Genomic DNA, 12,781 nt, shown 5'->3' with positions numbered 1-12,781 from the left:
TATACAAATATACAAATAATATGAAAACAGAAAAAGATATTCAGGAAAAATTGAAAGAAATAAAAGATCCCGAGCTTGGTATTGATATCATAACACTCGGACTCATTCGCGCTATTAAGTTAGATGACCGGCAAAAAACAGGTGTTCCCGGCGTGGAGATACTGATGACGCTTACCAGCCCTTTCTGTCCGTTTGCCGATGAGTTGATCGCTCAAATTGAGAGTACCATTGAAGGACTCGGATTTCTAGATGTGCGGGTTGAATTAACGTTTGACCCGCCGTGGGAGCCCAGTCCGGGCCTTCGCGAAACGCTTGGTATTTAAACAACAAAAAAACTCCGCAAAACTGCGGAGTTTTTTTTGTTGTACTGTCTTTACTTTGTTGCTTGGTCGGCTAACCCGGCGTCAATGATCTGTTTTACCGCTTGGTAAGGTTGCGCGCCCGAGAGAGGGTATTTCGTGCCATCCTTGGTGGTCACGATAATGCTATGAGGCGTTCCGCGTACTCCTGCGGCAATACCGCTTTGATATTGTTCTTCAACTTTTTGCGCATACCGTCCGCTTGCGAGACATGCTTCAAATTGTGCCTTGTTGAGACCGATTTCTGTTGCAATGCTGGGAAGAAGGGCAAGGTCAAGGTTGTTGTTTGAAGGAGTTATTTCAAATATTTTACCGAGATAAGCCCAGAATGCGTCATTTCCGCCGAGCTCCGCCGCGCATTCGGTCGCTTCCGCTTCTTTGTCCGCCTTTGGATGAATAGAATCTAGGGGGAAGTGGCGATATACCCACGCCACTTTGCCGTCTTTTCCGTACTCATCAATAATGCGCTGCATTGTCGGATGGAAAGTCTTGCAGAACGGACATTCCGTATCCGAGTACTCCACGATGATAATATCCGCGTTGGGACTTCCCAGCATGTGGTCATTCTCGGTTATCGGCGCAAGCGTGATTTCTGCCGCTTTTTCGGGTTCTCCCTTAGTGTCGCCCACAATCGCATCCTTACTTTTACTACTGCCACCACTGGTAAGAAAGACTGCTCCGGCGATGAGCACTCCCGCTACGATGATTGCAATGGGGATTGTGAGATTGTTCTGCTTTTCCATGAGTGCTTATTTTTATTGGTTGTTAACGTTGATATTGTACTATATCTGCTATTAATTTGGAAATACCCATACGTTTGCGTGACATGAGGAAAGAACGGGGTATAATATTAGTAACGTTGCTCCCAGTGGGGGGTGTTGGACAGTATGAGTTTGATACGTAAAAAAGCGCCAAGTTTTAAGCTTAAAGATCAGAGCGGTGTTACCCGTTCATTGTCCGACTACAAGGGACAGATGCTTCTTTTGTATTTTTACCCTAAAGACATGACCCCGGGGTGTACCATAGAGGCGGAAGTGTTCCGCGACTTAATGAAAGACTTGAACCGAGAAGGGGTAGCAGTGCTTGGTGTTTCCGCCGACAGTAGCGCGCAACACAAGACGTTTTGCGACAAGCATCATTTGAATTTTCCGCTTCTCTCCGATGAGGGAAAAGCAGTGTTGCAGAAATACGGCGTCTGGGTGGAAAAATCCATGTACGGGAAAAAATACATGGGGATAGAACGCGAATCTTTCTTGATTGATAAAAATGGAGTCGTGGTAAAGCATTACGAGAAGGTCAAACCGGCGGAGCATCCGCAGGAAGTTTTGAATGATGTTCGCGCCTTGAACAAACAATAAAAAAATCGTCCCGATTATATCGGGACGATTTTTTTATTGCCTAGCGAGTGAGCGGAGAGAAAAAGTCTTCTTTTTCTCTCCCGAACGAGCGACGGCAACAAAAGGTTTAATACCCCGCCCCTTGGGGCGGCAAAAGGATTCGCGGAGTGAATACCTTTTGGGTCCAGGGCTTGCCCTGGGGGTTTAATACCTTTTATTTCTTATCTATCGTATCTCAAATCTCATCGTCACACTGATCTTCACTTCTTGCGAACCGGGCTCAATGGAAGGTGCGGGAGGAGCATCACCGCCTATTCCGTACGCGGCTTCAGTTTTAAGACCGTAGCCATAATATGGCGTGTATCCTTCATCAAGGGAAAGGATCCTGCCAACACGGAATCCGCCCGCTTTGGCGATCGCCCGCGCCTTCTCTTGCGCTTTCGCGATTGCTCTCGTGCGCGCCTCCATTTGCAACGCGTCAGGGTCATCTATGGTAAAGGAAAGTCCGGAAACTTGGTTTGCGCCTCGTTTCGTGCTACCTGCGAGCAGTTCTCCCGCCTTATCAAAATCTCGCATCTTTACGACCACGCTTTGATTAATACTGTAGCCGACGATCTCCGGAGGGGGGCATGGTTTTGGCTCGGGATACGACGTACTCACGCCGTTATAGACCGGCCGGATATTATTGCAATCATAGGATTGATAACGCGGCTCCACGGAATATAATTGTGTTTTGATATCTTTTTTGTCCACCCCGTTCTCTTTCAGAAAATCGATGATCGCGTTTGCGGTGTTCGCGTTTTCTTTTTGAAGCGCGGGAATGTCCTTTCCGCCTTGAGTAATGACACTGAACGTGAATTCCGCCACGTCGGGAATCGCGACCACCTCTCCCTCACCGCTGACACTGAAACTGCGGAATGAGGACGGTTCAATTGACCGCGAATAAGTACTGACTAAGGCCAAGGTGGCGAACGCGAATGCGACGAGCGCGACAACACCGGCAAGCCCCAGATAATTTTTTATTTTTTCACTCATAGTGTATGTATAGTTACTTAAATTGTTAGTAATGGCTTGTATTTAGTATAACTCCCCGTATTTCTTTTTACTACGAGGATTGTTCCAAAGGATTGTCGTCGTGGAAGGCGATGTGGTGCTGTCGGATAAATGTTCCTATAAGAAAGAGTATTGTTGCCGAACCGGCGGAAAACATACAGTAAATGCAGATCGCTCCGATCAGGAAGATCTGTGCGTACACAAAATAAGCGGAGGCGAGAAATCCGACCGTGGTCGCGAACGCAAGTACGGTCGCCGCATACGTGCTTCTGTTATAGAGATACAGGAGCGCATTACTGACCGCAAAGACGTAATAAATAACACCAAGCATTGGCAGAGATACTCCCGCAATGTGCGAGTAAGGGCTTTGCGCGACTTCGTTGCACCCGCTTATTATTTCGCAAGAAAGTGATGTTCCGGTAAAGTACGCATACGCGAGATAGAGGGAATCTACGAGCCCCAGTATACCGAGTGTTAAAAATATGTAGATCAAAATATGCGTACTCTTTGAGTGGTCATTGTGCATGAGATTAGCATACCCTATTTTTTGCCCAAGAAGCAATATGTGCACAAAAGTTCAATTCCCATGGCGGACGTATACAAAAAAACCCACCGCCGCAATATGGTGGTGGGGTGGAGGGGTGATGGTCAGTGCTTATAAACAGGAGTCCCGCGTACTTTTTTAAGAAATCTTTCTTCGTCGTACTTTCGAAAGACTTGATGCATGCCGCCGAGAATCGCGTTCATGTCTTGGCATGTTTCCACCGCGAGCGCCATGACCGCCAAAGGAGCGACTTCCGGAAGATTGGATTCAAAAATCTCATCCCTCAAGTAGGGAATTTCTCCCGGCATGACCAGGTCATTCCATGAACAAGAAGTGAGTAATTCCAGTGCGTCTTGGCGGGAATATGCTTCCGGCGAAGTCCATTCCTGCTCCGGATCTACGATGCTCCCGTGCCTTCCGCACGTCGGACACATCTTGAAGTACGGCCGTGCGAGTACATCATAGGGAATTTTCATGACCGTTTCCTCCTTGTCGTAGTTGTTTCACCCAGGGGAACCAACTCCTTTTCTACATACATTAGACCAAATAATCCAAAAAAAAGCAAGCCTTCCGAAGGAATATTCTCTAGACGTCTTGAAAAATAAGGCTTTTTTGGTCCGGCATTCATTTGTTTTACGGCAGTGATGTGGTATATAATTCAATAATGGGAAAAAACATGAAGGGAATACTCATTGCTCTTGCTGTAGTGGCAGTGACGCTCGTCCTCTCCTCCGCATTCATCTTTCTTCAAAAAGACGCCGCTCCCACCGACCGATTCCAAGAAAACGCGCCAATAGGGGAGGGGGAACTTCAGGGTCCTGGCGGTTGCCGCGGAGCAGAGGCGTGCAAATCATATTGCGAACAAGATGAGCATTTGAACGAGTGCTTGAAGTTTTCTTTGGAAGCGGGTTTTATCTCTCGGGAAGAATTTGAACACATCACGGGAAGTAGTACCGATGAATTTTTCAACAAGACCAAAGAAAACAACAGTCCCGGAACATCTACGCCGAGAGAGACGCTTGAGGCGACTACTTCGTTTAATAGCATATAAAGGGTATTAAACCCTTTGTTATGTCGTCGCTCGGATGGAATGAAAATCTCCACCGCTTCGCGGTTCCGGTTTTCATCCCGCTCCTCGCTAGACATAATAAAAAGCATATTAATTTTTATGCAAAACCCGGAACAATTCAAACCTCAAAGTAATGAAAATAAAAACGAGCGAGAAAAGAGACCTCTCGTGGACCGAAATACAAGAGCATATCTCCTTGAGAAATTAGTGTTGGATATGGCGAAAGCATACAAAGGCGAGCCGGTGCCGGAGTTGCAAAACAGCGAGAAACTCAATGAGAATGTCCCAATATCCAAGAGGACGGCGCTCATATCTGATTATGTGATGAACGAACTATTGGCGCGTTTGCACAAAGAGAACGATGAATTGAACAAGGCCATTCGGACGGGGTCTGGTGGAATGAATGTCGCGAACGCCAGTGAGCAGATAAAGAAAAACAGCACGTATATTGATATGATTGAAGGGAATTGCATAAAGAGCCTTGATGCTGTCGCGGACGAGGTCCTCTTCTCGAAAGAAGATTCTCTATAGGTACCGGTTAAGAAAATCGCGCTCCTCCTTCATGCAAAATCCACAAGATCAAGGGAGGTTGTGTTTGTCGCACATTTCGTGTATTCTTGTAGCTGTGAGAGCCATTTTTTCGGGCTCTTTTTTAGTCACTTTGAGTTACGAAACTCCAATTCCGCGCCTTTTCCCTCAATTTCGGCTGCGACTTGTTAAAAATTACTCACCATATACGCCGTATATGGCTCATAATTTTTACCTTCATCTCGCCTGAAATTGAGGGAAAATTCATCGAAAGCGAGTTTCGTAGCTCAAAGTAATCAAGAAAACATGGAAATTAGAAATATTGCAATTATCGCCCACGTTGACCACGGGAAAACGACCATTACTGATGCTATTATGCGCCAAACAGGGGAGTTTCTTCCCGGAATGAGCATGGATACCAATACGCTTGAAAAAGAGCGTGGCATTACCATATATGCTAAAAATACCTCTATAAACTACGCGGGCACCAAGATCAATATCGTAGATACCCCCGGCCACGCAGACTTTGGTTCGGAGGTTGAACGCGTGCTCCGATCCATTGATTCAGTGCTTCTCATTGTGGATGCGCAGGAAGGTCCCATGCCGCAAACCCGTTTTGTGCTCAAAAAGTCACTGGAGCTTGGATTGAAACCGATCGTTGTTATCAACAAGATCGACAAACCGGCGGCGAATCCGAAGCTTGCGGAAGAGCAGGTGTTGGAATTGTTTATGGAACTTGGCGCAAGCGACGAACAGCTTGACTTCACTACCGTGTACGCGATCGGCCGTGAGGGGGTTGCGAAGAAAGCTTTGGAAGATGAGTCAACAGATCTTACTCCGCTTCTTGATACCATTCTTGAAGAAGTGCCGCCTGCGCAAGCTCTGATCGACGCACCGCTTCGTACGCAGGTTTTTAATCTCGGATATGACAATTTTCTCGGACGCCTCGCGGTAGCGCGCGTGTATGACGGCGTGGTACACGCAGGCGACGCGGTGTTTATAAAAAAACCAACCGGAGAAACTCGCAGCGGGAAGATCACAAAAATTTTCACCTTTAAGGGAGTTTCTCGCAATGAGGTTACCGAAGCGCCGGCTGGCGATATTGTCATGATTGCGGGACTTCCGGACATCTTTATCGGAGAAACCATTACCACGGACGAAAGCGCACAACCTCTGCCTGCGATCAAGGTGGACGAGCCGACGATCACCCTGGATTTCTTGGTGAATGATTCTCCTTTCGCCGGGCGAGAGGGAAAATTTGTGACGGGGCGACAGATCCGCGAACGGCTTGAACGCGAGCTTGAGGTCAATGTGGGACTCCATGTTGATTTCGGCCAGGGTAACAGTTTTAATGTGTCCGGAAGAGGAGAGCTCCACGTTGCGGTCTTGCTTGAAAATATGCGCCGAGAGGGCTATGAGATGCAGGTTTCACAACCGCGCATCATCATCAAGGAGGAAGGAGGAGTGAAGCTGGAGCCGTATGAAGAGGTTACGATTGACGTGCCGAGCGAGTATCAAGGTGCGGTGATTGAAAAGCTTGGCAAACGAAAGGGACTCATTCGCGGCATGGTCCAGCATGAAAATACCATTCGCCTTGTTCTTGAAATACCGACGCGCGGACTCTTGGGATATCGCGGGCAATTTGTTATTGATACAAAAGGTGAGGGAATCCTTGCGAGCCGAGTTATCGGGTTTAAGCCATACGCGGGAGAGATACCCAAGCGTGCCACGGGCTCCATGGTTTCCATGACGCGCGGGAAAGCTCTTGGTTTTTCACTTTTTAATTTGCAGGAAAGAGGAGTGCTTTATATCAACGCCAACACCGAGGTTTATGAGGGGATGGTGATCGGGAATACTTCAAAGGGCGAAGAGATGATGGTGAACCCGATAAAAGGAAAACAGCTCACCAACATGCGCGCTTCCGGTTCTGATGAAAATATCATGCTCATACCTCCGCAAGAACTTACCATTGAGTCGGGGCTCGAGAACATGTCCGGAGACGAATATCTTGAAGTTACGCCGAAAAGTGTGCGACTGAGAAAAAAATATCTTACTGACGCGGATCGCACCAAGGCTAAACGGCAAGAAACGGCGAAGTAATACGAAAAGAAAAAACACCCCCATTTCTGGGGGTGTTTTTTCTTTTCGATTAGACTCGGTTAACGTTCACGGCGTTGGGACCCTTTTGGCCCTCAGCTACCTCGAATGTTACCTTATCGCCTTCACGAAGATCGTTGAACTGAACGTTCTGCAACTCATTTGAGTGGAAGAAAAGATCTTTCTCCGCACCTTCTCGTGCGATGAAACCGAATCCTCGATCAGTCAAACGTGTGATTGTTCCTGTTTGCATGACTATAAGAGAAACTACTTGGATAAATTTTCAAATACAGTGGACTGTAGATAAAACCCGACTCCGCTCCTCTTACAGATCTGCTTTGATACTCTCTATCTAAGCATAGTATGCTAAAATTGTCAACAGATATTCAGGGGAAAACCATCGTTGCCTCTGGTGATAGGTTAATTATATGGTGTCCTGTATACTGATATTAACCATGAGCGCGCAAGGGAAAGAGTTCCACGACTATATTATATATGATGTTTTTCGGGGCGTGCCTGACATTTCCTCCAAGGGGATGTTTGGCGGGTTTGGTATATATAAGAGCGGCTTTATCTTTGCCATCATCACCTCGGAAAGTGAACTTTATTTTAAAGGAGACGAAGCGCTCAAAGAAAAATTTAGAAAGTACGAGAGCCATCCTTTCATCTATGCCGGTCACAAAAACAGAGAACCGATTGAGATGCCATACTTTAGTGTGCCGGAGGAGATTATGGAGAACAAAGACCTACTTGCCTTGTGGATAGAGGATTCAGTGGAAGTAAGCAGAAGGTCCAAGAAGAGCAAGGAGAGATAGAGAGTCTTGTTCAAACAAAAAAAGAGCCCGTTCATTCGGGGGCTCTTTTTCAGAGAGAGTTTTGACTAGACTCTCACTTACAGAAACTTAATTTTGTCAGCGAATTGTCCGATAAGGGGAAGCGGTTTCTGCTCGCCGTTGATCGCGTGCATGATACCCATGACAAGCAATACCAACAGCGCGACGTTCAACAACGACGAAAGACCAATAAAGCCGAAGCCGAAGCCAAAACCATAGAGCATTCGCGAAACAACCATCACGATGATATAGGCGATAAATAATACGAAACCTTGCTTGACGTGATATTTCACAAAAGGATCATTTTTCGCATCGGTTAAAAGGGGAATAAAGAAGAGGATATAAGCCACGATAGCCATCATAGTGTTTTGTCCTTTCTTTTGTCCCTGTGGTGCTTGTTGTCCTCCGCTTACCGGAGACGGATTTTGAGTATTTTCGTCCATAAAAATAAATGTATTATTAATAAAACACACAGCAAACCTCCTTTCAAAATATATCAAATCCCGGGCAATATATCAAAGGATATCTCTCAGAGTGTCTTACTTTGTCCAAAACCTCATACTATTCGAACGTTCGCAAAAAAAGAACCCCGATCGGGGTTCTTTGGTGTAATGAAAGGTCTGTAGTTTAGGTTTTTTGGATGTAAACGACATAGGTACCGTCGTTGTCGTCGGACTTGAGAAGTTTGTTGCGGGTCTGCCTGCAGAAGATTTTGCTATTATTGACCAATTCGCGATCAGTCGCGATGATTTTCAGAACTTGACCGCTCTCGAGTTTTTCGATCTCCTTTTTGGTTTTAAGAATAGGAAAGGGGCAATGCATTCCTGACACATTAAGCTCTCGGTTGCAGTTTGTCATAATCTCCATTATTTCCCTTTATACAGAGTGTTGAAAAAGAACTACCGTAACATCTTATAGGATAAAGATAAAAGAGTCAATAAAAACAATGTTTTTATGCTCATTGGCTCAAGAAAATTTATATTTTTTAGGATGAAAAGAAGATAGGGAAGTATCTATTCAAAAAGAAACCCCCTTACCAGTGCATGGTAGGGGGGTAAAAGGAACTTGCAAGTAACCGAGTTTCGGTCAGAAGTTAAAGACGAGATTGGCAGTCGTGAGGCTGATATCGGTTTTTCCCGTCACGTACTCGTCGCCGACATCGTTGACGCGTTCGTGTTCAAAACGCAGACTGAGCTTCTTTGCCACTTTGACATTAATGCCGACACCTAACATTGAACTTGTGCCGGTTGCGTCATCGGACCCGCTGAAACTTTCGGGACTTATGTTGTCAACGTAAGCGTAGCTTGTTGTTGCGTTCCAACGAAGCATGCCGACCTTGCCGAATAATGAAACCTTGCTACCAATCGGCAGAATGCCCATCATGGAAACACCGAGACCTGTCGCGCTCCATTCTCCCGTTGAAAGGGCTTTTTGCGAGCCCTTTGAAGCGGAAAACGACGATGTGAATTTCCCAAAATCAGCATACTGGCCCTCAACCGCGACATAGCGGTTTATACGGTACCCGCCGAACACTTTTTTGCCGGTTGCGGTTTCGTCCATAACGAACGAAGTGCTAAACCCAGGGTAGGATTGCAACATTTCCTGGACACCGCTTACGTCGAAAGCACTTTTGCTTTGACCTACTCCGCCGCCCACGTACCAGTTTCCCGCGAGGGAGACACTGGGCAGGAAGGCGAATGTGGCAAGCAACATGCTGAAAACAGCAGAGAGAAAAAATTTCATGGGAACACCTCCAAATGAGAAATAGTTGAAATTACTTTGTATTATACAACAACTGCCGACAGACGACCCCACTAGTGCATAGTTTTGCCTCCGCGGGCTTTTTCCCCTGTTAGGTGTTGATTTTGAAAGGACCGCACAGACCGTACTTCTTTTGGAACATTACTTCAGCTTGCTCGCTTTGTCAACCCCTTGTAATAGTCTTACGTTTTTCTTGAAATCCTTGTCTTGCCGCCAACCACAGAACAAAAAACCGCCGACATTTGGTCGGCGGTTTTTTGTTCTGTAAATAGAAAATAGCTTAATTTGATCCGGGTATTGCAACACTCACCGTAACGCTCACTTGCCCGCTTCCTTCGTCAGTGGCGATTTGGACACCGAAAGTTCGCTCATCTTTTTGGGCGACAAGCATGGTGACTGTCCCCATTACCAGCGTCTGTTCTATCTTCCACCCCTCTGAAGCAAGTTCTCTTTTGTAAAAGTCAACGACTGTCTGCTGTTTATCCGGTGTCGTAAACATTACCATCGCTCCGGCTTCTCCGGTTTGCGGATTAGATGATCCGGAATACTGAATACTTGCGTTAGGGTATTTCGGAGCATCATTTGGCCAATTGTCCGGCAGGCTGTTAGCTCCGATTGTTACCGTACCGTCTTCATTTGAATACGTAGCGGAACCATCAATATTCCTATCTATATCCACTCCCGGTATAGATGGTATGGATGTTCCCAACCCACCTGACCCCCTTGTGAAAAACCACCCGACAAGAAGAATGACCACGACGCCGATGACTGCGTATAATACCTTTTTTGATTTATTGTTTTCTTGCTCCATATTAATTATTTAAATTGATAATACTCTCAAAAATTCACCCGCTCCACTATCAAGGAGATTCCCGGGATCTGTGTTTAGCGTATCGACCATAATTAAGATATTACTTCCTGCAAAAAACGTCACAAAGGCAATCTGTTTAAATAGTATACCCGCCCTGACTTTTTGTCTATTAAAATCGGTAGGAGACTTAATATTTTCCTCGGGAAAGGAAAAAGGGTACCTGACTTCCTCTTCCTTTTATATAAAAACTAAAAATCACCGAAGGGGGTGAGTTTTATGATACTATATATTTATGAATAAAAGAGCAGGCATTTTCATCATTCTCGTACTTGCTCTGGGCGCTGTATCTGTTTTTTTGAGCCAAGAACAAAAGATATTCCGAGCCGCTATTGATCCTGGTTACAAAGATTCACGTCTTTCAGTTGAGAAAAGGGTCATCAATCTGCTCTCGCAAATGACTCTGGATGAGAAGATTGGACAGATGGCGTTGGTTGAGAAAAACAGTGTTCATGACATAAAAGATGTCCCCCTCTATGGATTGGGCGGAATATTGAGCGGTGCGGGAGGCAAGCCCGCGAATAATACTCCCCAAGGTTGGCTTGATATGGTAACGGGGTACGGAGAAGCTTCTCGTTCATCGAGACTTGGTATTCCCGTGCTGTATGGCGTAGATGCGATTCATGGGCACGGGAATGTCCCCGGTGCCACCATTTTTCCTCATGCGATTGGTTTGGGTGCGGCTCATGACAGAGAGTTAGTGAAGAAGGTCGCTGAAGCGACAGCAGAGGAGGTGAGAGCGACTGGGATTTTTTGGGTTTTTTCGCCGAATCTTGACGCGCCGGAAGATATTCGCTGGGGGAGGACCTATGAAGCTTTTTCAGACGACCTTGAGATCAATGCGGACTTAGGATCGGCATATGTACAAGGACTTCAGGGTGCCGCAACAGATAAAGTTGAAATGGTTGCCACAGCCAAGCATTACGTTGGCGCCGGAGGAATGCAATGGGGAAGTTCAAGCAATAAAAATTTCAAAATTGATCAGGGTACAACAAAAGCTAGTGAAAAAACCTTGCGCGAATTTTACCTCCCTCCCTTTAAGGCGGCAGTTCGGGCCGGAGTGCTTTCTGTGATGACGGGACTCAATAGTTGGGGAGATGAAAAAATTTCCGCTAACAAATATCTCATTACCGATATTTTGAAAAAGGAAATTGGTTTCAAGGGTTTTGTTGTTTCTGACTGGTATGGGGTCTACGAGATTCCGGGAGGGGAATATACCGCCGCCGTGACGGCGATAAATGCCGGAATAGACATGGTGATGCTCCCCTATGACTACAAAACATTCATTAAAAATGTTGAAAAGGCGGTTCGTAAAGGCGACATAGCGGAAGAGCGAATTAATGACGCGGTTGTGAGGATATTGCGGGCAAAGTTTTCTGTCGGTCTATTTGAAAAAACACCGGAAGGCAACCTTGAAATAATTGGTTCAAAAGAGCATCGGGCTCTGGCGCGCGAAGCCGTATCAAAATCATTGGTTCTTTTGAAAAACGAAAACCAAACATTACCACTTTCGTCCGACGTGAAGCGAATCTTTGTGGCGGGAAGCGCCGCCCATAATACGGGGAGACAAAGCGGCGCCTGGACAATAGAGTGGCAAGGAATAGACGGCAATGCGATTCCCGGGGCAATATCAATACTTGAAGGTATAGAGAAGAGTGCGGGCTCGGGTACACAGATTGTTTATGACGCGAATGCCCGTTTTGTAGCCGATGAAGATCTAGCTGACGTTGGAATTGCGATTGTCGGAGAGAAACCATATGCCGAAGGGTGGGGAGATAACGCGAATCCGATATTATCTCCGGAAGACCTTGAGATTATTTCGTTGCTAAGACAGACAAGCAAAAAACTGCTCGTCATTATCGTATCAGGCCGACCACTTCTTTTACCTGACGAAATGGAGCAGTGGGACGCGATTATTGCCGCATGGCTTCCGGGCAGTGAGGGTGATGGCGTAGCTCCAGTTTTATTTGGTAAAAGATCATTTAGTGGGAAACTGCCATTGCCCTGGCCTGCAAACCTTGATCAATTACCATTTTCACATGAGGGGAAAGCTTCCGATAAAACGGAACCATTATTTCCAAAAGGTTTTGGATTATAATTATCAATGATGCTCCGCGGGAGACCTAAAAAGGGTACCTGACCTACTTTCTCTACTTTCTCCACTTTCTTTATCAAAGTTCGGCACTTTTTCTCAATGCATGCCGGATAAAAGGGAAGAAGAGGTGCAGGCATTTTGCCCGCGGAGCCAGAACTGGTAAAGCCCTCCCCAGAGAAGCGCAAGACCTTCTACGAAACCCTAGCGAGACTACTTGCGGAGGTCGAACAATATAAG

At 46.2% G+C, this 12,781-nt stretch carries 15 protein-coding genes; 7 read left to right on the top strand and 8 right to left on the bottom strand.

Annotated features, from left to right (window positions below):
- Positions 1-20: 20 nt before the first annotated feature.
- Positions 21-323 (top strand): metal-sulfur cluster assembly factor, encoded by a 303-nt coding sequence (locus AAB523_03340; GenBank protein MEK7556288.1) that lies wholly within the window; start codon positions 21-23, stop codon positions 321-323.
- Positions 324-373: 50 nt separating this feature from the next.
- Here the strand turns inward: AAB523_03340 and AAB523_03335 are convergent, their stop codons facing one another.
- Positions 374-1,102, bottom strand: coding sequence for a thioredoxin domain-containing protein (locus AAB523_03335; protein MEK7556287.1), 729 nt, complete (start codon positions 1,100-1,102; stop codon positions 374-376).
- 144 nt (positions 1,103-1,246) lie between these two features.
- On the opposite strand from AAB523_03335, the gene bcp reads away from it, so the two are divergent.
- Entirely contained in the window at positions 1,247-1,717 is a 471-nt protein-coding gene (gene bcp, locus AAB523_03330; GenBank protein MEK7556286.1) for a thioredoxin-dependent thiol peroxidase, read from the top strand.
- A gap of 204 nt (positions 1,718-1,921) precedes the next feature.
- Here the strand turns inward: bcp and AAB523_03325 are convergent, their stop codons facing one another.
- From AAB523_03325 to AAB523_03315, 3 genes are all read right to left on the bottom strand, one after another.
- Positions 1,922-2,731: an SIMPL domain-containing protein gene (locus tag AAB523_03325; protein ID MEK7556285.1), complete on the bottom strand. Its 810-nt coding sequence runs from the start codon at positions 2,729-2,731 to the stop codon at positions 1,922-1,924.
- A 70-nt stretch (positions 2,732-2,801) separates the two neighbouring features.
- Entirely contained in the window at positions 2,802-3,275 is a 474-nt protein-coding gene (locus tag AAB523_03320; GenBank protein ID MEK7556284.1) for a vitamin K epoxide reductase family protein, read from the bottom strand.
- Positions 3,276-3,397: 122 nt separating this feature from the next.
- A complete protein-coding gene (locus AAB523_03315) occupies positions 3,398-3,769 on the bottom strand; it encodes a hypothetical protein (protein ID MEK7556283.1) in 372 nt (123 codons plus the stop codon).
- A gap of 188 nt (positions 3,770-3,957) precedes the next feature.
- On the opposite strand from AAB523_03315, the gene AAB523_03310 reads away from it, so the two are divergent.
- The 3 genes from AAB523_03310 to typA all read left to right on the top strand — a co-directional run bounded on the left by AAB523_03310 (position 3,958) and on the right by typA (position 6,990).
- Positions 3,958-4,344 carry a hypothetical protein gene (locus AAB523_03310; GenBank protein ID MEK7556282.1) on the top strand — a complete coding sequence of 129 codons (387 nt, stop codon included), beginning with the start codon at positions 3,958-3,960 and terminating at the stop codon, positions 4,342-4,344.
- 186 nt (positions 4,345-4,530) lie between these two features.
- Positions 4,531-4,893 carry a hypothetical protein gene (locus tag AAB523_03305; protein MEK7556281.1) on the top strand — a complete coding sequence of 121 codons (363 nt, stop codon included), beginning with the start codon at positions 4,531-4,533 and terminating at the stop codon, positions 4,891-4,893.
- A gap of 303 nt (positions 4,894-5,196) precedes the next feature.
- Positions 5,197-6,990, top strand: a complete 1,794-nt coding sequence (gene typA / locus AAB523_03300; protein MEK7556280.1) for a translational GTPase TypA — start codon at positions 5,197-5,199, stop codon at positions 6,988-6,990.
- Positions 6,991-7,039: 49 nt separating this feature from the next.
- Here the strand turns inward: typA and AAB523_03295 are convergent, their stop codons facing one another.
- Positions 7,040-7,240 carry a cold shock domain-containing protein gene (locus AAB523_03295; GenBank protein MEK7556279.1) on the bottom strand — a complete coding sequence of 67 codons (201 nt, stop codon included), beginning with the start codon at positions 7,238-7,240 and terminating at the stop codon, positions 7,040-7,042.
- A gap of 175 nt (positions 7,241-7,415) precedes the next feature.
- On the opposite strand from AAB523_03295, the gene AAB523_03290 reads away from it, so the two are divergent.
- Positions 7,416-7,802, top strand: coding sequence for a TfoX/Sxy family protein (locus AAB523_03290; protein ID MEK7556278.1), 387 nt, complete (start codon positions 7,416-7,418; stop codon positions 7,800-7,802).
- A gap of 77 nt (positions 7,803-7,879) precedes the next feature.
- On the opposite strand, the gene AAB523_03285 is transcribed toward AAB523_03290, so the two are convergent.
- From AAB523_03285 to AAB523_03275, 3 genes are all read right to left on the bottom strand, one after another.
- Positions 7,880-8,263, bottom strand: a complete 384-nt coding sequence (locus AAB523_03285; GenBank protein ID MEK7556277.1) for a DUF4870 domain-containing protein — start codon at positions 8,261-8,263, stop codon at positions 7,880-7,882.
- 643 nt (positions 8,264-8,906) lie between these two features.
- Positions 8,907-9,563, bottom strand: a complete 657-nt coding sequence (locus AAB523_03280) for an outer membrane beta-barrel protein (protein MEK7556276.1) — start codon at positions 9,561-9,563, stop codon at positions 8,907-8,909.
- A gap of 298 nt (positions 9,564-9,861) precedes the next feature.
- On the bottom strand, positions 9,862-10,392 hold the full coding sequence (locus AAB523_03275; protein ID MEK7556275.1) for a hypothetical protein: 531 nt from the start codon (positions 10,390-10,392) through the stop codon (positions 9,862-9,864).
- Between the two features lie 292 nt (positions 10,393-10,684).
- Here AAB523_03275 and AAB523_03270 point away from each other — a divergent pair, with 292 nt between their 5' ends.
- Positions 10,685-12,547: a glycoside hydrolase family 3 protein gene (locus tag AAB523_03270; protein ID MEK7556274.1), complete on the top strand. Its 1,863-nt coding sequence runs from the start codon at positions 10,685-10,687 to the stop codon at positions 12,545-12,547.
- Positions 12,548-12,781: the final 234 nt, after the last annotated feature.

The organism is Patescibacteria group bacterium (genome assembly GCA_038063375.1).
Classification (GTDB): domain Bacteria; phylum Patescibacteriota; class Minisyncoccia; order Phycocordibacterales; family JANLHH01; genus JANLHH01.
This window is presented reverse-complemented; position numbering and strand designations above follow the sequence as displayed.

Excerpts from the sequence above, each read along its gene's own strand:
- AAB523_03285 (MEK7556277.1), bottom strand. The coding sequence starts at position 8,263 with ATGGACGAAAATACTCAAAATCCGTCTCCGGTAAGCGGAGGACAACAA.
- AAB523_03325 (MEK7556285.1), bottom strand. The coding sequence starts at position 2,731 with ATGAGTGAAAAAATAAAAAATTATCTGGGGCTTGCCGGTGTTGTCGCG.
- AAB523_03320 (MEK7556284.1), bottom strand. The coding sequence starts at position 3,275 with ATGCACAATGACCACTCAAAGAGTACGCATATTTTGATCTACATATTT.
- AAB523_03280 (MEK7556276.1), bottom strand. The coding sequence starts at position 9,563 with ATGAAATTTTTTCTCTCTGCTGTTTTCAGCATGTTGCTTGCCACATTC.
- typA (MEK7556280.1), top strand. The coding sequence starts at position 5,197 with ATGGAAATTAGAAATATTGCAATTATCGCCCACGTTGACCACGGGAAA.
- AAB523_03295 (MEK7556279.1), bottom strand. The coding sequence starts at position 7,240 with ATGCAAACAGGAACAATCACACGTTTGACTGATCGAGGATTCGGTTTC.
- AAB523_03340 (MEK7556288.1), top strand. The coding sequence starts at position 21 with ATGAAAACAGAAAAAGATATTCAGGAAAAATTGAAAGAAATAAAAGAT.
- AAB523_03310 (MEK7556282.1), top strand. The coding sequence starts at position 3,958 with ATGGGAAAAAACATGAAGGGAATACTCATTGCTCTTGCTGTAGTGGCA.
- AAB523_03270 (MEK7556274.1), top strand. The coding sequence starts at position 10,685 with ATGAATAAAAGAGCAGGCATTTTCATCATTCTCGTACTTGCTCTGGGC.
- bcp (MEK7556286.1), top strand. The coding sequence starts at position 1,247 with ATGAGTTTGATACGTAAAAAAGCGCCAAGTTTTAAGCTTAAAGATCAG.
- AAB523_03275 (MEK7556275.1), bottom strand. The coding sequence starts at position 10,392 with ATGGAGCAAGAAAACAATAAATCAAAAAAGGTATTATACGCAGTCATC.
- AAB523_03335 (MEK7556287.1), bottom strand. The coding sequence starts at position 1,102 with ATGGAAAAGCAGAACAATCTCACAATCCCCATTGCAATCATCGTAGCG.
- AAB523_03315 (MEK7556283.1), bottom strand. The coding sequence starts at position 3,769 with ATGAAAATTCCCTATGATGTACTCGCACGGCCGTACTTCAAGATGTGT.
- AAB523_03290 (MEK7556278.1), top strand. The coding sequence starts at position 7,416 with ATGGTGTCCTGTATACTGATATTAACCATGAGCGCGCAAGGGAAAGAG.